Source organism: Providencia sp. UF-183, from assembly GCF_058246155.1.
The window spans coordinates 273,563-299,112 of the sequence record NZ_JBSICD010000003.1 but is presented as its reverse complement, the minus strand read 5'-3'; the positions used below and the strand labels follow the sequence as shown (position 1 = coordinate 299,112).

The 25,550-nt window shown below is 42.1% G+C and carries 18 protein-coding genes; 12 read left to right on the top strand and 6 right to left on the bottom strand.

Annotated elements, in window-relative coordinates; all coding sequences use genetic code 11:
- The 5 genes from AC4IFT_RS04300 to AC4IFT_RS04280 form a co-directional block, all read right to left on the bottom strand.
- The coding region (locus AC4IFT_RS04300; protein WP_490750695.1) for a two-partner secretion domain-containing protein at nucleotides 1-9,569 on the bottom strand (9,569 nt) is incomplete at its 3' end.
- A gap of 11 nt (nucleotides 9,570-9,580) precedes the next feature.
- Entirely contained in the window at nucleotides 9,581-11,290 is a 1,710-nt protein-coding gene (locus tag AC4IFT_RS04295; protein ID WP_490731913.1) for a ShlB/FhaC/HecB family hemolysin secretion/activation protein, read from the bottom strand.
- Between the two features lie 423 nt (nucleotides 11,291-11,713).
- A complete protein-coding gene (gene ccmB / locus AC4IFT_RS04290; protein WP_490731911.1) occupies nucleotides 11,714-12,379 on the bottom strand; it encodes a heme exporter protein CcmB in 666 nt (221 codons plus the stop codon).
- Complete coding sequence (gene ccmA, locus AC4IFT_RS04285; RefSeq protein WP_490731909.1) at nucleotides 12,379-12,996, bottom strand: cytochrome c biogenesis heme-transporting ATPase CcmA; 618 nt, start codon at nucleotides 12,994-12,996, stop codon at nucleotides 12,379-12,381. The genes ccmB and ccmA overlap by 1 nt, the downstream gene beginning before the upstream one ends.
- 24 nt (nucleotides 12,997-13,020) lie before the next feature.
- Entirely contained in the window at nucleotides 13,021-14,199 is a 1,179-nt protein-coding gene (locus tag AC4IFT_RS04280; protein WP_490731907.1) for an NAD-binding protein, read from the bottom strand.
- A gap of 362 nt (nucleotides 14,200-14,561) precedes the next feature.
- On the opposite strand from AC4IFT_RS04280, the gene cptA reads away from it, so the two are divergent.
- Nucleotides 14,562-16,271 (top strand): phosphoethanolamine transferase CptA, encoded by a 1,710-nt coding sequence (gene cptA / locus AC4IFT_RS04275; RefSeq protein WP_490750694.1) that lies wholly within the window; start codon nucleotides 14,562-14,564, stop codon nucleotides 16,269-16,271.
- Nucleotides 16,272-16,320: 49 nt separating this feature from the next.
- Here cptA and AC4IFT_RS04270 read toward each other — a convergent pair whose 3' ends face one another.
- Nucleotides 16,321-17,007: a DUF421 domain-containing protein gene (locus AC4IFT_RS04270; protein ID WP_490750693.1), complete on the bottom strand. Its 687-nt coding sequence runs from the start codon at nucleotides 17,005-17,007 to the stop codon at nucleotides 16,321-16,323.
- A gap of 289 nt (nucleotides 17,008-17,296) precedes the next feature.
- On the opposite strand from AC4IFT_RS04270, the gene AC4IFT_RS04265 reads away from it, so the two are divergent.
- From AC4IFT_RS04265 to AC4IFT_RS04215, 11 genes are all read left to right on the top strand, one after another.
- Entirely contained in the window at nucleotides 17,297-17,620 is a 324-nt protein-coding gene (locus AC4IFT_RS04265) for a hypothetical protein (RefSeq protein ID WP_490731904.1), read from the top strand.
- 188 nt (nucleotides 17,621-17,808) lie between these two features.
- Nucleotides 17,809-18,249, top strand: coding sequence for a GNAT family N-acetyltransferase (locus AC4IFT_RS04260; RefSeq protein ID WP_490750692.1), 441 nt, complete (start codon nucleotides 17,809-17,811; stop codon nucleotides 18,247-18,249).
- Between the two features lie 73 nt (nucleotides 18,250-18,322).
- Nucleotides 18,323-18,589, top strand: a complete 267-nt coding sequence (locus AC4IFT_RS04255; protein ID WP_273803248.1) for a DksA/TraR family C4-type zinc finger protein — start codon at nucleotides 18,323-18,325, stop codon at nucleotides 18,587-18,589.
- A gap of 430 nt (nucleotides 18,590-19,019) precedes the next feature.
- Complete coding sequence (locus AC4IFT_RS04250) at nucleotides 19,020-21,026, top strand: BCCT family transporter (RefSeq protein WP_490750691.1); 2,007 nt, start codon at nucleotides 19,020-19,022, stop codon at nucleotides 21,024-21,026.
- A 277-nt stretch (nucleotides 21,027-21,303) separates the two neighbouring features.
- Nucleotides 21,304-21,696: a PAAR domain-containing protein gene (locus tag AC4IFT_RS04245; protein WP_490750690.1), complete on the top strand. Its 393-nt coding sequence runs from the start codon at nucleotides 21,304-21,306 to the stop codon at nucleotides 21,694-21,696.
- Nucleotides 21,697-21,700: 4 nt separating this feature from the next.
- Nucleotides 21,701-22,201 carry a DUF4123 domain-containing protein gene (locus tag AC4IFT_RS04240; protein WP_490731895.1) on the top strand — a complete coding sequence of 167 codons (501 nt, stop codon included), beginning with the start codon at nucleotides 21,701-21,703 and terminating at the stop codon, nucleotides 22,199-22,201.
- The gene (locus AC4IFT_RS04235) at nucleotides 22,191-22,529 is read left to right on the top strand and encodes a hypothetical protein (protein ID WP_490750689.1); all 339 of its coding nucleotides are present in this window, start codon (nucleotides 22,191-22,193) and stop codon (nucleotides 22,527-22,529) included. The genes AC4IFT_RS04240 and AC4IFT_RS04235 overlap by 11 nt, the downstream gene beginning before the upstream one ends.
- 1 nt (nucleotide 22,530) lies before the next feature.
- The gene (locus AC4IFT_RS04230) at nucleotides 22,531-23,295 is read left to right on the top strand and encodes a Tox-REase-5 domain-containing protein (RefSeq protein WP_490750688.1); all 765 of its coding nucleotides are present in this window, start codon (nucleotides 22,531-22,533) and stop codon (nucleotides 23,293-23,295) included.
- A gap of 15 nt (nucleotides 23,296-23,310) precedes the next feature.
- Entirely contained in the window at nucleotides 23,311-23,985 is a 675-nt protein-coding gene (locus AC4IFT_RS04225; RefSeq protein ID WP_490750687.1) for an Imm52 family immunity protein, read from the top strand.
- Nucleotides 23,986-24,112: 127 nt separating this feature from the next.
- Entirely contained in the window at nucleotides 24,113-24,820 is a 708-nt protein-coding gene (locus AC4IFT_RS04220; protein ID WP_490750686.1) for an Imm52 family immunity protein, read from the top strand.
- Nucleotides 24,821-24,837: 17 nt separating this feature from the next.
- A complete protein-coding gene (locus AC4IFT_RS04215; protein ID WP_490750685.1) occupies nucleotides 24,838-25,515 on the top strand; it encodes an Imm52 family immunity protein in 678 nt (225 codons plus the stop codon).
- The last annotated feature ends 35 nt before the right edge of the window (nucleotides 25,516-25,550 follow it).

Below are 25,550 nucleotides of genomic sequence, written 5' to 3'. Positions count from 1 at the left end.
GTGGTATTCAACCCTGTGCCAATACTCCCCGACAGGCTACCGCCTTTTTGCTTCGAGTCGTATTTGTCGGTGGTTTGCTGGCTCGATAAAGTTAAATCGCCGCCAACATTGGCTTTCACTGTCTCGCCACTGACCTGCGCACCTGTTAATGTGGTATCTTTGCCGCTGTTCAAGGTCAGTTGTTTACCTGCATCCACCTGTGTATCGGTGTAATACTCGCTATTACCTTTTTCGAAACCGCTGCCTTTATTGACGCTGGCATTGACGTTCCAACCGCCTGAGCTGATACCCGCACCAATTGAACTGCCTGAGCTTGAGTTTTTACCATCCACTGTTTGCGTGTTACTAGCACTGGTTAGGTCGATATCATTTTTTGCCGTTAACGTGATGTTTTTATCTGCGGTTAACTGGCTGCCTTGTACTGCCAAGTTGCCTTGGCTGCCCTCTTTTTTACCTGTGGCCGTAAGGTTAATATTGTCCCCAGCGCTCAGGCTGCTACCAGATGCAGTATTTTGCTGCGTTTTTGTCGTGGATTTTGACGAGCTACTGCCATAAGACACGTTCACACCAAAGGCATCGGTGACACTACCGCCTTTTTTCAGCCCAGCCAACTCACCGGCTTGTTCTGCTTGAACACCTTGTAGACCCGCTTTCATCCCTTTAAGTGCCGCTAATTGGCCATCGTCTTCCTGTTTCGCCGATTTCGCTGTCTGCGCCATACCGTCTAACATACTGCCCGCAGCACCACCTAATGACACCGTGAGGCCGCTAGACTTACTTTCCACCGTCGTTATATCGGTTCGGCTATTTTCAGCGGCCGTAATATTCACATCACTGCCTGTGATATTAATATCTTTCGCGGCGATCACATCACTGCCATGGATGTTCGCTGAACCACCAGCCTCCAGTGTCACATCACCTGCGGAGCTGCCGATTACGCTGCCTTTTTTCAAGTTACTGTCACTATCAGTCGTGACTTTTTGAGACGTTGACCCGACAGTTAAGCCCAAGCCACCTGTACTCATCAGCCCTGATTTCTTCGTCTTCGACATGTGCGTTTCATGTAACGCCTCATCAGACGTGGTGACATTCAGCTGATTACCCGCATTAACGGTAACATCGTTAGTTCCCAGCACATTGCTGCCCTGAATATTGACGTCATTACCTGCGCTCATTTTGACGCTATCGCCACTGAACGTCGTGCTGATTGCCGTACGCTCGTTGACTTCATCATGGGTTTCTTTGGTGGTGCTCGATAGAAAACCTTTGTCCGTGTGTTTGGTGTGCTTAGCATAATCACTGCTTTCCACCCCAGAGGTCAGGTTAATATCACGCCCCACATTCACAGCTAATTCGCCGCCACTGGACACATTCGCTGCGCGAGCGGAGAGATCTTGCCCAGCCGACAGTGTTAAATCCCCTTTAGTTTGGATTTGGGTGCCCACTTCAATGCTGTTTTCGCCGCGGTAATAATTCGTTGAATTATGCGTGTAATCAAAAGCCGAACTCACATCTCGCGTTTCTAAGCTGATATCACGCCCAGCGATAATGGACGTTTTACCTTCTACGCCTAAATTGCCGACATCCGTTGCAATCAAGTTGATATCTTGCACGGCTTTTAAGGTCAGTTGGCCGTTATCCCCTGTAACATAAATGCTGGCAGGGCGGTCGAGCCATTGAGAATTGCCTTCGCCACGCTGCGCAGTTTCACTGAGAATGTCGCGCCCGGCTGAGAGTGATACGCTATCTAAACCACGAATTTCACCACCCACATTGTTTATATCTTTCAATGCGTTGAGTTGAACGTCTTTCCCTTGAATGCGCCCGCTGTTTTCAATGTTTTCTGCACGTAAATCCGTTAATTCGCGGCTGTTAATTTCACCACTATTGAGCAAGTCGCCCGTGATATTGGCAGACACATTGCGCCCTGCAAGTAGTGCTCCATTGCCGTTTAGATCGCCTTGGCGTGCACGAACATACACCTGCGGTACACTTACCATCTCAACACGGCCATCAGGCAAGGTGACTTCTTTATTCACCATCCATACGATATCGCTGGTCAAGTTAGCCATTTGCTCAGGCGAAAGTGCAACACCCGGTGTTAGGTTAAACTGTTGACCAAATGCCACACCGTTAGTTAGCAAGGCACGATACTGCTCTTCATCACTACTATAGCTGCCCAGTAACCGCTGACCTGTGGTTTCAATTAGTTGGTCACGAACTAAACGCTGCTCATAATAACCGTCACCTAAGCGCTTATGCAGTTGCTCATTGGTGACGATATCAACGCTGGATAACCACTTTTTGTAGTTAGTGAACCGTGAGTCTGTTTCAATCAAGAATTGGCTGTCAGTGCCGGGTATGACGTTGAACAGGCTGTTATCTGGTAATTGGGTGTTTGGCCCAACGGTTCTGATCACGGTATCGAGGTTATCTTTACCTTGAGGCGCTTTTTCTGCCGTGATATTTTCCCCTGCACCTGCATCACCTACCCCTTGAACGTCAGTACCATCCCCCACATTGGCATCACCTGCCTGCGCTGTCGCACCAACGGTTTTATCGTCGCTCACGTCAGTTTTTGCTGAAACTGACGGTAATTGCGCTACTTCAGCCTGTTGGCCTGCTGCAAGCTCAAGAGGCGTATTTTTACCGTCTTTTAATGTGGTTTCCGCCAGCAACGCCCCTTGGTTATCCGTTATCGTTGATTCAGACACGGTATCCGCTGCGCCATCGAGTAGGTTGACTTTCACACCATCCAAGTGAGTTTTATTAATTCCCCCCGCTTGCTCTTTTACTTCCAGTAAATGCAGCGGTAAATCCTCTTCACTATTAATACCTTGGTATTTTGACGTGCTGGTACGCGTTTTCCATTTTTTGCCACCTTTGTAGCGATAAATGGTGTCACCGTCCTCAACGATACGGCGGATGCCTTGCGCTTCTTCGTTGTTCAGACCATAACCCGTTAAAATCAGGTTTTGGCCTGCTACGATACGTGAGTTCTCATTATTCAGTTGCTGCCCGTCAATGGTTAAGTGTTTACCACTGGTGATTAATGCCGCATCGCGTTTAATGACCTGTGTTTCATACACAACACGGTCATAATCGTATTCGTAAAAATCTTTTGTCCAGTTACCATTTTCAAACATCCGCCAGCGATTGGATTTTTCATAGTGAATACCCACTTCTTTGTTGAGCGTACCATCATCATTAATCGCATAGCGGGTTTGGTTACCATTACGCGGCTGAATTTTATAACGCTTACCATTACCGTAATCGTACCAATCGAAGTGTTCGCGGCTAACTTCAACCGGTTTTTCAGTCAGCTCTAAATGAATATCTTTATTTTCAAGTAGATTAGTTTTGAGAGTGAGATTGCCATCCGCTTCAATATTTGCACTGTGGTTTTTCACGCTTTTAGCATGGCCCGTGGCTTGCAGCTTGTCATTGAGCACACCACCGATGGTTAAATCACCATCACTGTAAATTAAGGCGTGGTCGCGGTTCACCAGTTCAGAAACCGCTAAGTTAACTTCTTTGCGCCCTGCAATAACAGCCGATTTATCCCCTTGCTTATCATTCAATAAGGTATTGACTGCTATCGATAAGAAATCGCCATAAATACGCCCTGTACCGACGTTATCGAGTTTTTTTGCCACAATGTGGGTCAAGGTGCCATCAATTAGCCCTGTATTGAGGATGTTGCCACTGGCGTTGATTCGCGTATTGTGACCACTGATTTCCCCAGATACCTGATTAATGACCGTCGTCGTACTCAATGCAAACTCACCAAGGCTAGATATTAACCCATAGTTTGTGAAGCCTTGGGCAAAATTAGCGGTTAAGCGTTCCCCCGCCTGAATGCGCCCATGGTTTTCAAATGCTTGATTGATAGCCAATGTCAGTACTTTTTGGGCAATAAGTTTCCCTTCACCGGTTAAGGTGTTTGCAGATACACTCGCAGAACCGTTGCTAACAATCACCCCTTGCTGGTTTGTGAGCGTTAAGGCTTTCCCTTTCGCATTATCAGCAACAGTCAAATCTGACCCTGCGGATACCATGCCTTGGTTATTATTTAAGGATTGAGCGATATTTGCCTGAATAGTTTGCCCTGCACGTACTGCACCACGTTGGTTATTCAATTCCGTCGCTTTTAGCGTGACATTTTGCCCTTCAATCCCTTGCCCTGCTTGGGCGGTATTTTGGTTATCAACATTCGTTGCTGTGATATTCAGGTTATCATTGGCTTTAATCCAACCTTGTTGGTTATCAAGCTGTTGCGCTAAAACTAATTCAACGTTATTCAGCCCTTGAAGGGTACCTTTGGTGTTATTCAGGTATTGGCTGGTAACCTGTAAATCCGCCCCAGACAAAATTTGTCCTTGTTGGTTATCAATACGTTGCGTAATCATCAGGTGGCTATTTCCCTGTGATTGCAATGTTCCTTCGCGGTTATTCAGGGTGGCGCCTGTGATTTGTGCTGAAGACTGGCTTAAGAGTGTACCTTTTTGGTTATCGATATGATTAGCATCAATATTTAAACCTTGTTTACCTTGCACAAACCCTTGCTGATTCTTCAGGTCATTGGTTGTTAGGGTGAGTTGCCCTTCACTCGCCAATACGCCCTCTTGGTTCAATACATCGTTTTTCTGAGTATTGATATCCAATAAGCCACCTGAATAAATCCGCCCTTGCTGGTTATCCAAGGCCTGAGAGGTTAATGCACTTGCCCCCGCACTTTGGATTTGCCCTTGCTGGTTCGTTAATTTGCCACTGTTGAGCGTGAGGTTTCCACCACTTAACAACCCACCACTTTTTTGTGTGTTGCTATTGTTAAGAAGCTGCCCATGAGTGTCCAAAACTAACTGCTGGCCAGCTTGAATCCGCCCTTGTTGGTTATCAAGCTCGCCACTGTTTAGGTTTAACCCGAGACTGGCTAAAATTTCCCCTTGGGAGTTATCGACACGGTTTTTCAGTGTGTCTATTCTGATATCACCTGCTTGAATATGGCCTTGTTGGTTAATCAGCTCACCAACCGTTAACGCCAGTTTTTGGCTAGCAAAAATCCCTTGCTCGTCTGTTTTGGCGGTGTTAGTTAAACGCTGGCCTTGGGTATCAAGGTCGATAGATTGCCCCTTGATCGTGCCTGCAGTATTATCCAACTGCTGAGTTTTCATCGAGATAGCAGATTGGCTACCAATCAAACCTTGCTGGTTAGTTAACGCTTGGCTGTTAAGCGCCAATTGGCCTTTGGCCACAATACGGCCTTTTTCGTTATCGAGATCCCCCGTGCTTAACGTTAGCCCGCCCTGTGCATAAATACCTTTATTATCACCACTTTGTGTATTGCGTAATTGCTCACCATGGGTATCAATCTGCATGTCACTACCAGACTGAATGGTTCCTTGCTGGTTTTCAATTTTACCGCTGTTTAACGTGAGTTTTTGTTGCGCTAGCAATACCCCTTCGGTGTTATCAAATAACTGGTTTTGGGTATCGATATTGAGGGTATTGGCCTGAATGTACCCTTGCTGGTTTTGCAGGGCTTGGTTACGCATCTGCAATAGTTGTTCAGCTGCAATTAGCCCCGCTTGGTTATTGATATTATTCGTAATATCTAATGTGCTATTTCCATGGCGTGCGACAACCTTACCGTGTTGGTTATCCAGCTCATTCGCGGTGATTTTCAGGCCATTTTCACCCACCAGGGCACCATTTTTGTTAACTAACTCATTTTTTACATCAAGGGATAGGTGCCCCTTATTTGCTGTTAAGATCTGGCCATCTTGGTTATCAAGGGAATCTGTTGTGATTGTAAAGTCACCATTACTGCCAATTTCACCTGATTGGTTGTTTAGCCGCCCTTGCAGCGTGATTTTTCCTGCTTTATCACCGGTTTGTAATAATTTACCGTTTTGGTGTTCGAGTGTGCTTGCCGTGATTAAAACCTGATCAGCCTGAGTGATCCCTTGGTTTAATGACAGTGTTTCACCTTGAATATTCAAGGTATTCGCAGCCAGTAGCTCGCCCTTATCACCATCAAGCGATTGGCTATTTAAGGTAATGTCCCCCATACTCGCAATCACTTTTCCTGTGCGGTTAATCAGTGATTGGGTATCAGCAAATACTCCTTGACGCCCAGTTAAGGTACCCCCCGTGTTATCCAGTACCTGTTGAATTTTTAGGTTTAACGCCCCCATTCTTGCACTGAATATTTTACCTTGTTGGTTTCCTAACGTATTTGCCGTTATTTGCCAAGAACCATTACCACTGATGTTACCCGCTTGGTTATTTAGGTGCTGAGAAACGAGAAGTGAACCTTGTTGCTCACCGAGTTGGGTCATTGTACCTTGCTGATGATTTAGGTTTTTCGCTGTCAGCTGAATGTGATTGGCTTGTGTATTTCCTGCGCTCAAGTCAATGTCTTGCCCATGCAGTACAAGCTCCCCATCCGCAACAATTTCCCCGTGCTGGCCTTGCACTTTTTCAGCAACAATCAGCATGTCCCCTTGCTTGCTAATCACCTTGCCATCCACATTAGTGAATTGTGGGGCATTCAACGTGAAATCATGCTCGGCAAAAAGTGTCCCTGCGGTATTATCTACGCTGTCTTTTGCATTAATAAACAATGCACCCGCTTTCGCAGCAACGACGGTACCTTGTTGATTCGCCAACGCGTTCACATCCAGATGTAAAGCGCCTTGGCTACTGATATTACCCGCTTGGTTATCAAGGGTTTGAGTCAGTTTTATGTGGCCTTTTTCACTGCCCGTTTGCAGCATTTTCCCACGTTGGTGGGAAAGGTTTTTCCCGTCTATCTGAATATTGTCAGCTTGGGTAATTGCGCCATTAAGGTTGAGATCCTCTCCCGTTAAAGCCAGCTTGCCTTTGGAGAGAATTTCGCCTTTCTCGCCGTCTAGCTGCTTAAGAGTTAGCTGGTTATCGCCAAAGCTCGCAATAAGTTTGCCTGATTGATTAATCAAACGATTTGCTGCAAGTTTAATACCTTGATTACCTAACAATGTGCCTTGGGTATTATTCAATGCTTGTTGAATATTCAGGGATAATTGCCCTAATTTCGCTGCAATAATTTTGCCGTCTTGGTTATTCAACGCATTGGCTGAAATCTCAACCTGTCCATTGCTGGAGATTTCCCCACGCTGATTATCAAAATGATTTTGAATGCGTAGTTCCGTTTTCCCTTCCCCAACTTGCAGTAACGTTGCACCTTGATGAGAAAAGTTATTGGCTAAAATAGTGATTTGATTAGCTTGCGTAAACCCATGATTTAAATTGATATCCTGGCTTTCAATACGCAGTGAATTTTGTACAAAAACCGTTCCTTTATGGCCATCCATCTGGTTTGCGGTGAGTAATGCAGCACCTGATAAACTGCTGATTTTTCCTTGTGTATTCACCAGTTGGTTGGCTTTGATGGCTAAATATTTATCGGTTTGGATCACCCCCTGCGTATTATTCAATTTTGTGGTTGCGGTGATCTCTAACTGTTTGTTAGCACTGGTGAATAATTTACCATCACTGTTATCAAGGTTATCTGCCTGTATGCGCAGATCACCTTTGGATGACATGCTTCCCTCATGATTATCCAAGGTCGTCGCAACGTCCACTGTCATGGCTTTATCGCCTGTTTGTAGGAGATTTCCTTGGCGATGAGAGAGCGCATTGGCTTTTAAGGTGATTTGCTCAGCTTGAGTCGTCCCATTATCCAAATTCATGGATTGCCCTGCTAAACTTAGCCCGCCACTGGTCAGAATTTCCCCTTTTTGCCCATCCAGTTTGTCTGCATTGATGCCGAGCCCCTGCTTGCCAGAGGCTAAAATCGTGCCTTGTTGGTTGTTCAAGTTTTGGCTTTGAATATCGACCTTGCCATCACGATTTAGCAGCTGCCCTGACTGGTTATTCAACTGCTGGGTGGTGATAGAGGTATCACCCGCAAGGTTAATTTCCCCACTTTGGTTATCAAGTACTTGAGTCCGTAACGTGTTTTTCGAATTACCCGTTTGAACCAATTTACCTTGCTGATTGTGAATAAATTCAGGGGCAATTAACGACAAGTCTTTGGCAACAATTTCCCCTTTTTGGTTATCAATCCCTGTTTTTGCCGTTAATGTGGCTTTATCCTTTGCCTGCAGATGTGCTTCTTTAGTGCGAATTTCTTTTGCTGTCGATGTCAGCGTGATGTTTTGAGCTTGAGTATTTGAGAACGAAAGATCAAGTTCACTCCCTGTCGCAGTTAACGATCCTTTAGCGACAATATCACCTTGAAGTGTAACGTTTTTATCACCTTTAACCGTTAAAGAGCCCGCCGAGGTTAGTTTACCTTTACTATCAACCCCAGCTGCAAGTAAGGCGGTTTTGTCACTGTTGATTTGTGCGGCATTTAAGGTGGTGTCACGCCCTGCAACCATTTGGCCTTTATCGGTGTTAGTGATGGCCTGTTTAGCATTAAGACTCACATTTTGCTGAGCTAAAACAGTACCTTGGTTATTAATGGATTGCTGGCTGTCAATGGCTATATTTTGGCTTGCCGTGATCACCCCCGAGTTCCCCACTTTACCATCCGCTGATAAAGTGATGTCCCCAGCTTCTGCCCCAATATGCCCCGCATTTCTTACACCTACGCCATTTTCTGTTCCACGCATTTTGATGGTATTCGCATACATTCCCCCCAATGCGGCAACATCTAAAGCAAACTCAGGTTTATCGCCCGTGGTGGAATTATCTGTTTTAAGAATAGTTTTTCCATCCGCAGCAACGGTGTTTTTCCCTGTGGTAATTACTAAATCTTTAGCGTGTAATTTGGCATTAATATTGACTGACCGAGCGATTAACGCCGTATAGTTGGTGCCATTACCGTTGTACCCCTTACCAACAATATTGATACTGCCCTTATCGACTTCAAAGCCTTTGATTTTACCATTTTCAATCAAAGTTTTACCTGCCGATAGTAAAGCTTTATCCGCATTGATAAACCCACAGCCATTACAGGTGATCCCCGCAGGGTTGGCGATAATTACATCGGCTTTTTTCCCCGCGACTTCAATAAAACCATTGAGTTGGCTCGGGTCACGGCTATTGACCTCATTTAAGATGATTTTCGCTTCACCCTTTGACAACCACTCGTTGCCTTGGATCATTCCACCCAATTGTGTGTTTACATCGTGGCGACTGTTATTCAGGATTGCCCCTTTGTTATCAACATCAAATTGGCTGTATTGGTTACGTGAAACCCCATCGCGATTAGGGGCTTGAATATTCACTTGAGGTAACCCATTTTGGGTATTCACAATCGTCGGCTGCTGATTGCCTGGTGCATTACCATCCGCTTTAATATTGGATGCAGAGGCGCTCATACTCACCATACCCAACGTCAACCAAAGGCTGGTAACAATGGGTTTAATTGACCAGCGGATTCGGCTATTTGCGGTTTTTTCAACACGATTTTCTGTTTGGCACGCAGGCCCTGCTTGATGGCTGCGAGTAATATCCGCAACGACCATCACCATTTGGCGCGCTGCATTAAAAATTAAGCGGTAAAATAACTTATTCATCCTGAGATACCTTAATAATTCCAGTTAACAGAAAATGCAAACGTCGCCGGATCCGTTTTAAATCCGTCAGGTTTAGAGAATGGCGTGCCAATAGAGAGGTCATAGCTGAGGTTCGCGGCACTGATTGCCCCTCGTAGGCCAATTGCGCCCCCCGCAAGGTGATTGCCAAGATTACGGTATGTGCCGTGCCCACCAATTTCCCCATAGTCTGCGCCAAGATAGAGCTCTTGGTTCGGAATTGGTGTTACCCATGAAAGGGTATTTCTTAACGTCCACCCTTGGTCTGCACTGAGTGTGCGTTCCCCATCAAACCCCCGAACCGTCCAGCGGTTACCGATACTGAATTGATCTTGAGGAGTTAGCTGTCTGTCACTAATCTGGCGTAAATATTGGGTTTCAAAACGCAGTTGTTGCTCTGAAATTCGAAAAGGAATGCTTGCGGAGGCTGTAAATTGCATCACTTTTGCCAGTGCTGTGGCATATTCCCTTGAGTTGGGATCGTTCGTTTCTTCAAAAGCAGGCATCGCACCAAACCAACGCGTCCCATGTTGATAACTTGCGCCCGCAGTGATCGTAGACTGCCCGATATATTGACGATGATTAAGGCCAAGTTTCCAAGAGGTGGTGCGGCGCTTTTGGTTTTCAATTTCAGTATCACGAACAAAGTTGCGTGTTTCACGTAAGTTAACATCATACGTTGCCGTTGTTTTTGCTGTTGCATCGCGATATAGCACATTGCTGAGCTGCAAGTTTAAGCTCTTACTTTTCCCACGATATTGAATATCGTCATTCATACCCGCAATTGTTTGTGTGTATTCATAATCACTTGCTGTGGTCGCAAATTGCCAATAACCAAAAGGAACAGAATAGTGTGCACTGTAGTTCGTCGTATCTTTACTGCTTGAAAAGCTCAAGTCACGGGTTGCAGTAATGTAGAAAAGATCGCTGAGTGAGGTAGGGTTATCCAAGGCAAGCATGATACCTGCTTGGTTTTTACCCGTACTTTTTGACCCAGTGTTATCTGCCCATGCGCTCGCATGCCAATAGCGTGACTGTTGTCGATTAATCACAATTTGCGTTTCACCCGGCCCATCCCCAGGGATCATTTCCATTGAGGCTTGTACCGTCGGCAAGCGTTGTAAATTTTCAAGCCCTTGTTCTATATCACGTAAATCTAATAAGTTCCCAGCATGTGCTGGCATCGCGGTATATAACGTACTGTATTGAGAAGAGCCATCAGTAAAGAGAACTTTTTGTACCTTGCCAGGTAAAACCACCAATTTAAGTGTGCCCGTGGATAAATCTTGCTCAGGTACCAACACTCGTGACGTGATCCAGCCATGGCTGATCAATCGATTCTGCACGTCTGTAATTAAGAGATTGATACCATCAATACCAATGCAATGCCCAACTGCTTGATTGGCTAAACGTTGTACAGGAACCCAATGAGGTAGCCCTTCCTGCCCTGTTATTTCAACCTGCTCAATCGTAAAACAAGGGGTTTCTTCAGGGAATTGCAGTTGTGCTTTTACAATAGGGCCAAGCAAGCTGACATCAGGTGCCTTCGCTTCAAACTGTTGTTGCTGCGCTTGCTGCTGCTGTGTCTGCCGATTAAATAGGTTATCTGTGTTATCAGGTTTCAATAATGAGGCTTTTGCGACGGTAGGGAAACAAAAGGTAAATAAAATTGATCCATAGATAAAATTACGCTTAAAAAACATTATTTTTGTTAATCACTATGATTTAAGTTAGGTCGATATACGCAACTTTACATAATTTAAGTTAAATTACAATCGGACTAGCTCCTGCATTTTTATTACTCTCTTTAGCATTTCACTTAATGAATTGATTTAAATATAAAACTAATTTGTAAAAAAGTTTTTCATTAAAAAACAATAGAAAAATCACCTTATTTAAATGGCATTAAATTGACTATTAAATCTGATAAATTCAGCACAAAAATTATTTTCACCCCAATTTTGTACTAAAAAAATAAAACATAACTAATAATCACCCAAAAAATGAGTAAGATTATCTTATTAATTTAGGTTTTGTTGTGAGCTGATACTTAGTCAGTGAAAATCACTAAAAAAGAACAATAAGGGCAATAATTTGCCCTTATTAAAAGATAAATGACGTGATTTTTAGCTATTGCTGATATTGATTTTCAACGCTGCGGCAATCGCTAAAGGGGAGAAAGTAATACTTGCAGCAAATAATGCGGCGAGAATGGCAAAATAGCCATCTAATGGCATTTTGAAACTGTGGGCTTCCATGGTGCCTGTCGCGTAAATCAGCACAGGAATATATAACGGTAGTACCAGCAAACTGACTAACACGCCGCCTTTTTTTAATGACACCGTCAACGCTGCACCTATCGCGCCAATAAAGCTTAAAACGGGGGTACCCAGCAGTAATGTTCCAGCTAATACCATTAGTGTATCGCCATTAAATGACAACATCAGCGCCGCTATCGGTGATAATAAAATCAGCGGTAATCCCGTTACTAACCAGTGCGCGATGACTTTTGCGAAAACAGTGATAAATAGAGGATGAGGCGCCAACAACAGCTGCTCAAGGGAGCCATCAAGGTAATCATCTTTAAATAAACGCTCTAAAGAAAGCAAAGAAGACAAAATTGCAGCAACCCAAAAAACACCCACCGAAATACGCGATAATAACTGAGGCTCAGGCCCAATGCTCAGTGGAAAAAGCGTAATGACAATCAGGAAAAACCACAGTGGGTTAACGAGCTCGGAAAAGCTGCGAAAGGCAATTTTCAGCTCTCGTCTAATTAATAACCAAAACATTATTCACCTCCCCCTGTCAGCTTTAATGAGCCAAATTGCCCTGACATCGCTTGGTGAGAGGTAAACAAAATAATGCCCCCTTGCTTGGCATGTTGATGAAAACGCATCGTTAACCGTTCAACTCCCGCCACATCAATTGCCGTAAAAGGTTCGTCTAGAATCCACAATGGTGCTTCACTTAGCCACAAGCGTGCGAGGTTTACCCGGCGCTGCTGCCCCGCCGAAAGCTGGTTCACAGGGATATCTTCAAAGCCAATCAGTGAAACTTCCTCTAAAGCCTGCCATATGCTCTCGCCCTCAGGCTCTTTGTGATGCATTTGATGATAAAACTTGAGGTTTTCATATGGTGTAAGTAACGATTTAACTGCGGGTTTATGGCCTAAATAGAGCAAGTGCCGAGTAAATTCTTCTTTAAGTTTATCAATCGGTTGATTTTGCCAGCACACATCCCCTTCGTCAGGCTTAAGTAACCCCGCCATCATCCGTAAAAGCGTAGTTTTCCCTGCGCCATTAGGCCCTTCAACCTGCAAAATTTCACTGGGGTGAACAGTAAAGTCGAGCTGTTGAAATAAAATGCGATTTTGACGATGGCAACTGACTTGTTGTGCACTTAGCATGCCGCTGATTTCCTGTTTATTATTCTAAGGTTTGGCAATTTTGTTCAACAGCATATCACTGATAGAATCACTCGATATTGCTTCACCGCAAAGCACTTGCATCAAAACTTCAGAACCTAAAGTCGATAATGAAAATAACATGTCGGGTTTAAGCAAACGGATTTTATCCATATTGCTTTCTTGGTTGATCAAGACAACCGTTTTCACTGTGCTATCGCTGCCTGCTAATTCCCTAACGCCTAATAAAGCAAATGTGCTGAGTGAGTCACTGTCCGTCATGATAAGCACGCACTTTGCATGTTTGACATTCGCCGCGGCAAGTAGCTCCGAACTGGTTGGGTCACCGGTGACAATATTGTCTTTTTCAGGGTAATGGCTACGGTGATTTTCTTGGCAAATAACCGCCACAGGTAGCTCGCGTTTTTTTAACCCTTGATACACATTGACCGCCATTGGCGTGCTACCAATCACCACATAATGATTTTTCATATACGAAAACCTCTTGCGCACAATTTCTTTTGTGCCTTTTGCCAATATGCCAACAACATACACCACTGAAGTCGTAAAAATAGTGATCCCTAAAATAATCACCGTAACAGTAAAGACCCTTGCATCGAGTGTCACAGGCACAATATCGCCAAAACCAACGGTCGTCATGCACACCAATGCGAAATAAAAGGCCGTGGTGCCATCTTTTACAACCGGTAGGAATTCATTGCCGATATAGAGAGTGCCAAAAATGGAATATAACAATAACGAGATAATACAAGTAATTGCCACAAAACCAGCACTGGTTAGACTGTGGTGATGATAAAGCTTCCAAAATAGCCCTAATGCGATAAATAAGGCCAAAGAAAAATAACCTTGGTGAATATTTTCTTGCGCGAGTCGTAGGTCAACAAATGAAATTATCCCTAATAAAAACAGCGAAAAAATCCACGCGATACGTGCGCCGTTTAACATAAAGAGGGAAAGAAAAATAAGTGAAATGCCAAGTAAAAAGCGCGGAATATCCAATAATTTCATAAATCCTAATGATTTTAGCCATTCGGTAAAACCATTTTCACGCCAATCAATGTAATCCGTATAAGCGCTTAAAACAGGTTTTAAAATCATCGAACCATCAATGATGACCAAGATAGAAAGCACTATCCTAATCGTTAAGGATGATCTCAAAAAAGCCACAAACGCGTTATCTAACATGACGGACTCTCACCCTTTCTCAGCAAACCATTAAAACTTTTTATATACCATAAATATAACAAAAGATAATATCAATTCGGTTAGCCCGATAACAAACGATAATTCGTTATCTTACTATTTAGATTATGAATGATAAAACATCGTCTATAATTGAAAGTCACCCCACTAGGTGAGCGGCTAAAATGGATTGTACGCAACGCCATTTCGCTAAAAAAACACAAGATTAAGAAATACTTAAAGATTTACCTTTGATGCTCAAACTATTATTGAACTTAAGTTTGGCCAGTAAATCTAAACACCGATTTTTCGATTATTTTTCAATATTACTTCGCGATTAAAGAAAATAAGAGTTTAAAAACACTATGCTCAACACTACACGCACAGAGAAATTTAGCTGGTTATCACTGTTCTGGCTATTAATCTACTTTTGGTATTTCTCATCGTTATTGCAGCTTTATGTGGTCGTCACAGGCCAAAGTAACAGTATCGGGTTAAGAGATTCCCTGCTGTATAGCTCATTATGGTTAATCCCCGCTCTTCTTTTCCCTCGGAAAATTAAGCTTGTCGCAGGGGTTATTGGGGTTATCTTGTGGCTATCTTCTGTGGTTGCCCTGGCTTACTTTGTGGTTTATGGCCACCAGATATCACAAAGCGTGATGTTTGTGATGTTTGAAACCAATACCAATGAAGCAGGGGAATTCCTCAAACAATACTTTAGTTTTAAAGTGGTTGGCGTCATTCTTGCCTATACCTTAGTGGCTATTTTCTTGTGGTCACGCCTAAAACCGGTTTATATACCGAAAAAAGGCAATGTGGTTGTTTCCTTGCTGATATTGGTCATTTTGTTTGGTGTACCGTATTACAACAAAGGCATCAAACAAGATAGACCACTGGCAAATGTGGCTTCCTATGTGAATAGCAAACTGGCTTACGCCGCACCGTGGCAATTCGTTAGTGGTTATTTCCTTTATAAAAATCAGTTAGCCAATATGGAAGAACTGATCCGCGATAACAGCAAAATTCCACCACTTGCGAACTTTGTGGATACCAATGGTAATACACCACGTACTTTCGTCTTAGTGATTGGTGAGTCCACCAGCCGCGACAGAATGAGCCTGTACGGTTATCAGCGCCCAACGACCCCTGAGTTAGCCGAGTTGGCGAAAGACTACCCCGCTAACTTATCGGTATTTAATGATGTCGTGACTCCGCGTCCGTATACCATTGAAGCGCTCCAACAAATTCTCACGTTTGCGACCCAGACTGAGCCTGAATTGTTTAACTCCCGCCCTTCTATCATGAATATGATGAAACAAGCTGGCTTTAAAACGTTTTGGATCACCAATCAGCAAACCATGACAGAGCGAAATACTTTATTGACGGCCTTTTCTCGCCAGACCGATAAGCAGTATTACCTCAATAATGATATGGCTCAGAGCTCGCGTATCTACGATGACGTGGTGTTCGACCCTTTCAAAGAAGCCCTTGCTGACCCAGCAGAAAAGAAATTTATCGTGGTGCATCTGCTAGGGACCCATATGCGTTATGAATTCCGCTACCCTGAAGATAAAGCGGTGTTTACGCAAAGGGACAGCTTGGTACCTGCTAACCTGAAAGATGACCAAGTCAAAGACTATAACGCCTATGATAATGCACAGCATTACAATGATTATGTGGTGTCGACCTTAATTAAAGACTTTGATTCTTCGAAAGAAAATGGCTTCTTAGTCTTTTTCTCTGACCACGGGGAAGATGTCTATGATACGCCGCCACATGAAATGTTAGGCCGTAGTGAAGGCAGACCAAGCAAGGTTATCTACAATGTGCCGTTTCTTGTTTGGCAATCACCTGAATGGTTAAGTACCCATCAGTTTGATTTAAATGATAAAACAACCCGTCCATTTAGTACGATGGATTTTATCTACGCGTGGTCTGACTTAGCGGGCTTCAACTACACAGGTTATGAACCAGAAAAGAGCCTGTTTAGCACAGAGTTTAAACCTCAGCCTCGTTATATCGGCGACCCTGATAATAAATCCTCAATCATGCTTTATGATGATTTGAAGAAGTAATATCATTACAAGTAGATGGAGTGCATTGCATTTCATCTACTTGCCTACCTTAAGCAATGCTTTTTAGTTCATGTGTATCTTCGCGGTTTATTTTCCCATCTTGCAAAATAAAAGTAACTTCACCACGCCAGAACTCCGCTAAGAAAATATCATCGAGCGATTCAATACCTTGAAATTCAATCTGTTGCTTTAACCAAGCTTCATCCCTTTCTATCGATTCCAACTCACTGATTCTTATCACACCATCTTTCATTAAAATAACCGAAGGCATATTTTTTTCATCACAAATGATGGTCAGTTGCCCGTCAGGCTCAATTTGTGCATAGTAAATTTCTTGAAATGAATGAATACCTTGGGCATGAATACGCGATGAGATATTGATGATATCTATTTTATTTTTTTTCTTGAGTATATTTTCCATAATGAATTGCCCCTTTTTAATAATCGGTATTGGGTTGCCAATCGCCACATTACGGAAAAAGTTCACTTTTTTTGTTAATAAATTCAAAGAGCTAATAAATAAGACACCAATCATTAAAATCGTTATATATTGATACAGCGGTATCGTATCACTATAAATCACCCCTCCGATAATTCCCCCTAAAACAAAATTACCAATAAAATCAATCGGAGTCATTTGGGAGAGCTGTGTTTTTCCAGATAAATTCATATGGGTAATAACGATAGCGAAACCAATAATGAACTTTAAAATGATAAACGAATAATAGTACGTCATATTGCTATCCTTTTATTTACCTAATTTAAAACGTTTTTTTGCATCTTATGCCATCAGTTTAGCCTGTCTTCTGAGCTTTAGGTGCAATACCCCCCTTAACCATTAAAAACCATGAATATTCAGCATAAGATAGAAATTAGCAATGCCAGACAACAATAAGTCACTTTTATATTTCAAAAATTCGCCTATTCATTTTATTAAAACCTTAAATTCAACTATATTAAAATATGAGCATAAGTATCAATGCTGATAAATGGTTTTAAACTCATTTAATTCTAAGGGTATGTTTATGAACAAAAAAATCATCGCTTCATTATTTTTTGCCGGTCTACTTACTGTCATAACAGGCTGTGATGATTCATCTAAACCTAGCGATACTGTTAAGCAAGCTGAAGAAAAAGCTCAACAACTCAAAGCTGATGGTGAACAAAAAGCCAATGAACTTACCGAAGCAACAAAAAATAAAGCGGAGGAGCTGAAACAAGATGCTTCTGCACTTGGTCAAGAAGTTAAAACAGATGCCATCAATAAAGCTGATGAAGTGGCAACTGACGTTAAAGAAAAAACAGAATCCATCAAAGCTGAAAATGATGCAAAAACAGAGAATAAGTAATATTTAAAAAAGTACGCTAAGCGCGCTGCAATCGCACTTAATCATTACCCCAAATGCAGGTTTTTTACCTGCATTTGCCTGTTTTATCTATTACATCCTAAAAAGCACCAAAACCTACCTGTTCCAATGGCTATCTCGTTATATAGTAAACCTTCTTTTATTTTATAACGTCAAAACTAGGACTCTCCATGAAAATCAAACACAGCCTTGGCCATGCAAACCCTGCACTGGTCGCAGATGCTTTTGACCTACGCCAGCAAGTTTTTACTCAAGAGCAGGGCTTCCCCGCTGACATTGATGTGGATGAATATGATGATACCGCGCTGCATGTGGTTTTATATTTAAACCAGCAACCTGCAGCGGTTTTGCGCTGTGTATTTATGGATGCTGGATTGATCAAAGTGGGACGTGTTGCTGTGCAAAAAACGCACCGCGGCAAAGGCTTAGGCCACGAAATGATGAAGTTTGTCCAGCAATATGGCGCTGAAAATCAGTATCAAAAAATCGGCCTTTCTGCCCAACACACCGCCATTACCTTCTACCAAAGCCTAGGCTATAAAACTGAAGGGGAAATGTACGATGAGGATGGCATGGATCATATTTTTATGAGCTTATCTTTAAACCGTTAACCCTGCCCTTGAAATTACTGCTCTCGCCTCTATATTAACACCAGGTCAATTATTAACCAACTAGAGGTGTACCATGGCGAATGGCTGGGCAAATGAAGATGCGGTGCAGGAACAAATTGATGCCACGCTAGATGACGCGATTGCGAAAGCACGTGGCCAATTGCCTTCAGGTGAAAGTGCCAAATTTTGTGAAGAGTGCGGCGAGCCTATTCCTGAAGCACGCCGCTTGGCGGTATTAGGCGTGAAACTCTGTCTAAAGTGCCAATCTGAACTAGACAAAAAACAAGCCGCTTTTAGTGGTTACAATCGGCGTGGGAGTAAGGATAGTCAATTGAGATAATACGCTTTTATTATCAAGTAACTCGCACTTTACAACAGGTTAATAGTGACTTTCACCCATCTTCCTTAACTTATTGGTAAAACATGTAAATTTATCATTCTTAATGATTAATAAATTGATAATTAACATGATATTCCATCCCTTTAATCAATCTTATTTCCCCCTATTGTTGATCATTCATCCATATCATGGCAGTATAACCGCCTATTTTTTAACTTCCCAAGGTGGCAAAGACTCGACATTTATGATTTTTTCGGCGGTTTTCACTGCCAACAACACCACGTATAACGCGTTTATATTGTTCTTTCTATTACGTTCCCTTAGGGAATATTTTCGCAATTATCCATTGTTTCATTAAGAAGGACAGGTCGTTGCATACCGTTCTCACTCTTGGTATGCCAAAAATAAAATAAAACAAAAGAAGGTTGTTATGAGTCAAATTGCTACTGATTCGAAAAAAGTTCGTTCTAAAATTAGTCCCCCAGTGTTTTATAGCTCTGCCATTATTATTTTGGTTATTGTAGGCTTTGCCGCACTGATGCCAAAAGTCGCAGAATCTCATCTAAGTCATCTTCAACAAAACTTGTTTAACAACGCCAGTTGGTTCTACATCCTTGCTGTAGCCATCATCCTTCTGAGTGTGACTTATCTGGGACTCTCCCGTTATGGGCAAATAAAACTGGGGCCAGACCACGCGCAGCCAAATTTTAGTTACGTGTCGTGGTTTGCCATGCTGTTTTCCGCCGGTATGGGGATTGGCTTGATGTTCTTTGGGGTCGCCGAACCCGTGATGCATTACCTCAATCCGCCTGTCGGTGAGCCACAAACTATTGAAGCGGCAAAAGAAGCCATGCGTTTGACCTTCTTCCACTGGGGGTTACACGCTTGGGCGATTTACGCCATTGTTGCCTTAATTTTGGCGTTTTTTAGTTATCGCCACGGGTTACCCCTGACACTACGCTCTGCACTGTATCCCATTATTGGCGATCGCATTTATGGCCCTATTGGCCATGCCGTTGATATCTTTGCAGTCGTTGGTACGGTGTTTGGTGTTGCCACATCATTAGGCTTCGGTGTATTGCAGGTCAATGCGGGTCTAAATCACTTGTTTGGCTGGCCGGTGAATGAAATGGTGCAAGTGGGGCTAATCGTCACATTTACCGCACTGGCAACGCTTTCTGTGGTCTCAGGGCTGGATAAAGGCATTCGTATTTTATCCGAACTTAACTTGGGTCTCGCTTTCTTGCTGCTGTTGCTAATTGTGATACTGGGGCCGACTGTTCTGTTATTAAAATCGTTTGTGGAAAATACGGGCGGTTACCTTTCTGAGATTGTGACCAAAACCTTTAATTTGTACGCCTATGAACCTAAATCAAGCGATTGGTTAGGTGGCTGGACGTTACTGTATTGGGGTTGGTGGTTATCATGGTCACCGTTTGTAGGGATGTTTATCGCGCGAATTTCCCGTGGTCGTACTATCCGTGAGTTTGTCATGGGCGTGTTATTCGTGCCTGCTGGGTTCACATTGATGTGGATGACGTTCTTCGGTAACACTGCCATTGACCTTATCAAGAACCAAGGAGCGGTAAAGCTCGCCGAAACCGTGCAATCGGATGTCTCCCTTGCCTTGTTTGAGTTCTTGAATTATTTCCCATTTTCCTCTGCGTTATCATTTTTCGCCATGTTAATGGTGGTGGTATTCTTTGTCACCTCGGCGGACTCAGGGGCGATGGTGGTCGATACACTGGCCTCTGGCGGTGACTCTAATACCCCAATTTGGCAACGTATTTTCTGGGCTGGGCTGATGGGCGTCGTGGCTATTACGATGCTACTGGCTGGTGGCTTACAAGCGCTGCAAACCCTCACCATTGCCAGCGCCTTACCGTTTGCCATGGTCTTGCTTGCCTCTATTTATGGGTTATTTAAAGCGCTGCGCGTGGATGCCTATAAGCGCGATAGCCAGCAATTAGCAACAATTGCGCCTACAGCAAGCCGTAACCCAATCCCGTGGCAACGCCGCTTGCGCAATATTGTCTATTTCCCTAAGCGCGCCCATGTGAAGCGTTTTATGGAAGAATCTGTTAAGCCGTCAATGGAGATGGTTTCCGAGGAATTAGCGAAGCAAGGCACGGTTTGCCATATTCACACAGACAGAGACGACAGAATCGGTTTTGAGGTAGATTTAGGCGACGATATGAACTTTTTCTACGAAGTTCGCCTCCGTTACTATGTTCAGCCATCTTTTGCCTTAGCGGGTATGGGCACGGAAGCAGATGACGAAAAGAGCGAAGAACAACGCTATTACCGCGCTGAAATCCACTTAAAAGAAGGCGGCCAAGACTACGATGTGATGGGCTGGGCAAAAGAGCAGATCATCCACGATATTCTCGACCAATATGAAAAACATATTCACTTCTTACACTTGTTGGGTAAGTAGTTCATCACCGAACTATTATCTCGAAATATGTAGATGAAAATGCACTGGCGGCTCAAAAATGGGTCGCCAATTTTTTGCTCAATATTACCCCATCTCTCTCCATATACTAATGCTTGCCATAAAACTCACAAAGAATCATTAGCGAACAGCGTAATAAAACAGAAATTTTTTTTAATCTGCGAGTTACATTCAACAAAAATACAATAACATTTATTTATTATTGATAATTTTACTTAAGTGTAAAATAATCCCTATCTCATGATAAAAGGAATAGATTATGGCGATAGGCTTTTTTTTGCGAGTGGGTGATAGAACAACTTGCGGAGGACAAATACTCACCGGTGACCAAACATTTTCTTGGTACGGTGTAGCGGGTGCAAGGGAAGGCGATCTCGTCAGTTGCGGTAAGCATTCTGGGCGTTTTTATATTATTGGTGGGTGTAACAGCGTTTGGAATGAAGACCGAAAAGTCGCGGGAACACTAGAAAGTATCAGCTCATGTCCTTGCCGAGCACGGTTTATTCCATCAATTCAAGATTGTTATAGCGACGAAAGTGGGTCAACCGAACTAGCCTCAACAGCCCCACCCGCGATACCGCCTAAAATTTGCATTAGTTGCCTTATGAAAGCGGCGGAGTCGGGTCAAATGCTAGTCGTGAGAGAAGGATGACCCCATGCATAACCAACATCCTCTTTTTAACTATCTGGAACGTTACCCCGCAGCCAAACATTATTGTTTGATTTGTGGTTTACAGTATGAACGTTACTTTGATAAAGCACTGCAAAATACGCTCAGCGCAGCAAGTCCGTTATTTCGGCAACCTTCCGATAGCGAAATCGCTTGGGCGGGCCCATGGTTAATTGACGTCACCCTGCAAGGGAGTTTGCTGGCTGATTTAATGCAATTAGAAACTGAATCCGCCGCACTAACATGGCTCATTAGTGAGTTCCCCATTGATAAACTGGCTATTCATTTATCTGAACGGCTTAATGTCAGCTTACCTGATGGGAAAACCGCCTTATTTCGCTTTTACGACCCTCGCGTCACTCACAATATGCCCCAAGTGCTCACGAATGAACAATTCAATGAAATAACCGCACCACTCATTGCATGGTATTACCGTTTTGAAGGGCGATTTTATGCATTACAAGGAGGTGGTTTAAATGCAGTTTAGCGAAGAGCAATTAAAGAGAATTGCCAATATTGAGCAGAGCGATTACGTCAAGCAAGTTAGTGCGGATTTTTGTCAACATCACTTGGATAAAATTAAGAACCTCGACACGCTAAACACACGCTTAGAGTCTGCGTTTCGCTATGTGCTTTCCCTAGGGTTCACTCAAGAACCGTTAATTCGGTCATTTTTATTTTACGAGGCTTGCTGCCCCGGCTTTCATTTAAAGCCCGAAATTAGAGATATGCTTGAGGAAAAAAATCGCGTGCCAGAGCAGCAGTATCAAGATTTTTTACGGATAGCCATGAAATTGATTGAATGGAGAACTTAACATGCCAATTCCATTAATAGTTGCAGGCGCAGGGTTAATGACGCTGGGCGGGCTCGCCGCCGTAACCCAAGAAGCCTCAAAAATCGGTTTTCCCTCTTCATCAGGCAGTGGCGATGATGAGTGGGGAGATAATACAAGCTACGGTGATAAGATACGTGAGTACGAAAGTATCGCCATTGGTGGCGAACTTGGCGATGAGGCTCCCAATGATAAAGGAAAAGGTGGCCAAGGGGCTGCCACTGGCGCTGTAGCAGGCTCATCGATTGGCGTTGCTGCAATTGAGGCTAGCAAAGGGTGTAAAGATTGCCCTGCGGTTCCGTATATTATTCCTCATGAAAGTAATATAACCAATACACGCTCACCAAAAGCTTATGAATATCAAGCAAGGATATGTAATACACAAATCAGAACCGTTGATACTCCTGCAGGGCAGTTTAAATATATTGATGAATGGGAATGCACGATCCCTGTACCAACAAGAACAAAAAATAATGTTATTTTTGATGGTTGGGTGCCCAGTGAATGTAACTTTATTGAAACTAAAGATAATTATGATAATTTTTTTGAAAAAGATGGTGAAGTTAAGCCTTTTTGGGAAAACGGTGGAAATATTACTAAGCAAGCTTTTGACCAAAATTGGCTCTGTCAATATCCATTTAAAGGAAAATCGTATATTGACTGGCATTTTTCACAAGAAAACATGTATAGGTTTTGTTCAAGGATTTTTGATTCTTATCAACAAGTACGAACCCATTTAACTCCATAAAAAGGTTATTTTAAAATGAAGCTAAAGTTAGATGTTGATATTAAACTAGGTGATGAACTAACAAGTGAGAAACTCTCCGATATTTTTCATTCCATGATAGATTTTGTAGAGAATGTTACGTTACTTAATAATAATGAATGGTTTTTTTCTGGGGAAAGCTTAGAAGATTCAATGAAAAAACCAGCATTTGAGAATGGTAGACCATCTTCTATTTTAAAAAATAAAGAGAATATAGAAATTATAGAATCTATATGGGCAGAAGGTAACTCTTTAACAATACAACACGCTGCAATTAGTAATCAATACATATTAAGATTTAATATTAGAAAAGTTAAAAGCTTAAGTGTTTCAAATACATTAAAATCGCTACATAAAATTTTATCTATTTTTGATGTTATATGTTTCAAAATAGATACAAATAATTATGCATACAATCAAAAACAAGTTTTCCCAGACAGACTTCCCGTTGGTTGGATGCTTTATCTCAATAAAAAAATCACTCAAGAACAATTACCTATGGCTGCTGAGCTTATTCATATTGAAAATGAAAAAAATAATGGCACATTGATTATCAGTACAGACCATGTGTTTGATGGCTCAGATAAAGACGATATCAAAAAAGCCAATGAAATCGAAATTCAGCTAACTGGATTAGGGTTATTACCGTTGATACGTGAGATATACAGTTAATTTAATGGACAACCTTGGCTAATCAGTTTCCCCCACCTCAGGTAGTGACGATGAGAGTGGGGAAATACGAGCTATGACGATAGCGTTTGTGAATATCAACGTATTTTACATACCTGAAGGACTAGCTATGAAGCTCTCATTAACTATAGAAATCTATTTAAATAAGGAAAAATATTCAATTCCTGATGTGGTAAATGATTATTTGTTTTTTTCAAAGTTTACAAATGAAATTGCAGGTCAGTCTAGCTGGTACCTTACTGGAAGCTCAAAGAAAGAAGCCCTTGAGAAGAAATTCATTGAAAATGATAATATAAACAAGGAGATCGAACACAAATTTATTAATAAACTAACAAAATCTTCTCCTATTTATGGCTCCGCGATCTGGAATGGAGATAAAAATAGCATACAAATAAGTAATTATCTAGCCAGAAGCTTTGATAATTATGATGTTAGCTTAAGCATGAAGTTGGAAAACAAGAAAAACATACAATATACGATTAAAAAATCAATATTAAACTTAATGGAAAATTATATTAAAGTAGGGAAGATATTAATTCACACAAATCAATATCACTTAAATGAAAAAAATGTATTCCCTGATAGACTCCCCGTTGGTTGGATGCTGTATTTAAATAAACATATCACGCAAGAACAAGTCCCTATGGCTGCTGAGCTTATTCATATTGAAAATGAGAAAAACAATGGCACATTGATTATCAGTACAGACCATGTGTTTGATGGCTCAAATAAAGATGATATCAAAAAAGCCAATGAAATCGAAATACAACTAACTGCGTTAGGGCTACTTCCACTTTATACTGAAATTTACAGCTAAGCGTAAAAGGGGAAAAGATGAATTTATCAATTAGTTTAGATATTGAGTTACATGAAGAAATGTCAATCCCCCTATTAATTGATATTTTTAGTCATATGATTTTAACCTGTGAGTCGATTACGCATGAAAAGGAAGACTCATGGTATTTAACTGGCGATAGTCTGGAAGAAGCATTACAAAAGAAAGCTTTTAATCAAAACACACCAACCAATTTATTAAAGGATATTCCTTACTTTGATTGTATGGAATCAATATGGGCTAATGAAAACAAGGCATTGAATATAAAGTATACCAGTTCTGGATTAATCTATAATCTTGAATTTGCTATTGATGATATTAACTACATCAAAAAAAATTCTGTAATAGAGGCCATAAATTATTATTTTAGTGCCTATAAAATCGTTTGTATGCGGATTGATACTAATGGGTATAGATATAATAAAAAAAATGTTTTCCCTGACAGACTCCCCGTTGGCTGGATGCTTTATCTCAATAAAAAAATAACCCAACAACAAGTACCTATGGCGGCTGAACTTATTGATATTGATAATGACAAAAATAAAGGTACTTTGATTATCAGTACCGACCATGTGTTTGATGGTTCAAATAAAGACGATATCAAAAATGCCAATGAAATCGAAATTCAGTTAACTGGATTAGGGTTATTGCCGTTGATACGTGAGATATATAGTTAATTTAATTGACAACCTTGGCTGATCGATTTCCCCCA

Bases quoted from the DNA above. Each gene is read 5' to 3' on its own strand.
- AC4IFT_RS04295 (WP_490731913.1), bottom strand. From the start codon at position 11,290: ATGTTTTTTAAGCGTAATTTTATCTATGGATCAATTTTATTTACCTTT.
- ccmB (WP_490731911.1), bottom strand. From the start codon at position 12,379: ATGTTTTGGTTATTAATTAGACGAGAGCTGAAAATTGCCTTTCGCAGC.
- ccmA (WP_490731909.1), bottom strand. From the start codon at position 12,996: ATGCTAAGTGCACAACAAGTCAGTTGCCATCGTCAAAATCGCATTTTA.
- AC4IFT_RS04280 (WP_490731907.1), bottom strand. From the start codon at position 14,199: ATGTTAGATAACGCGTTTGTGGCTTTTTTGAGATCATCCTTAACGATT.
- cptA (WP_490750694.1), top strand. From the start codon at position 14,562: ATGCTCAACACTACACGCACAGAGAAATTTAGCTGGTTATCACTGTTC.
- AC4IFT_RS04270 (WP_490750693.1), bottom strand. From the start codon at position 17,007: ATGACGTACTATTATTCGTTTATCATTTTAAAGTTCATTATTGGTTTC.
- AC4IFT_RS04265 (WP_490731904.1), top strand. From the start codon at position 17,297: ATGAACAAAAAAATCATCGCTTCATTATTTTTTGCCGGTCTACTTACT.
- AC4IFT_RS04260 (WP_490750692.1), top strand. From the start codon at position 17,809: ATGAAAATCAAACACAGCCTTGGCCATGCAAACCCTGCACTGGTCGCA.
- AC4IFT_RS04255 (WP_273803248.1), top strand. From the start codon at position 18,323: ATGGCGAATGGCTGGGCAAATGAAGATGCGGTGCAGGAACAAATTGAT.
- AC4IFT_RS04250 (WP_490750691.1), top strand. From the start codon at position 19,020: ATGAGTCAAATTGCTACTGATTCGAAAAAAGTTCGTTCTAAAATTAGT.
- AC4IFT_RS04245 (WP_490750690.1), top strand. From the start codon at position 21,304: ATGGCGATAGGCTTTTTTTTGCGAGTGGGTGATAGAACAACTTGCGGA.
- AC4IFT_RS04240 (WP_490731895.1), top strand. From the start codon at position 21,701: ATGCATAACCAACATCCTCTTTTTAACTATCTGGAACGTTACCCCGCA.
- AC4IFT_RS04235 (WP_490750689.1), top strand. From the start codon at position 22,191: ATGCAGTTTAGCGAAGAGCAATTAAAGAGAATTGCCAATATTGAGCAG.
- AC4IFT_RS04230 (WP_490750688.1), top strand. From the start codon at position 22,531: ATGCCAATTCCATTAATAGTTGCAGGCGCAGGGTTAATGACGCTGGGC.
- AC4IFT_RS04225 (WP_490750687.1), top strand. From the start codon at position 23,311: ATGAAGCTAAAGTTAGATGTTGATATTAAACTAGGTGATGAACTAACA.
- AC4IFT_RS04220 (WP_490750686.1), top strand. From the start codon at position 24,113: ATGAAGCTCTCATTAACTATAGAAATCTATTTAAATAAGGAAAAATAT.
- AC4IFT_RS04215 (WP_490750685.1), top strand. From the start codon at position 24,838: ATGAATTTATCAATTAGTTTAGATATTGAGTTACATGAAGAAATGTCA.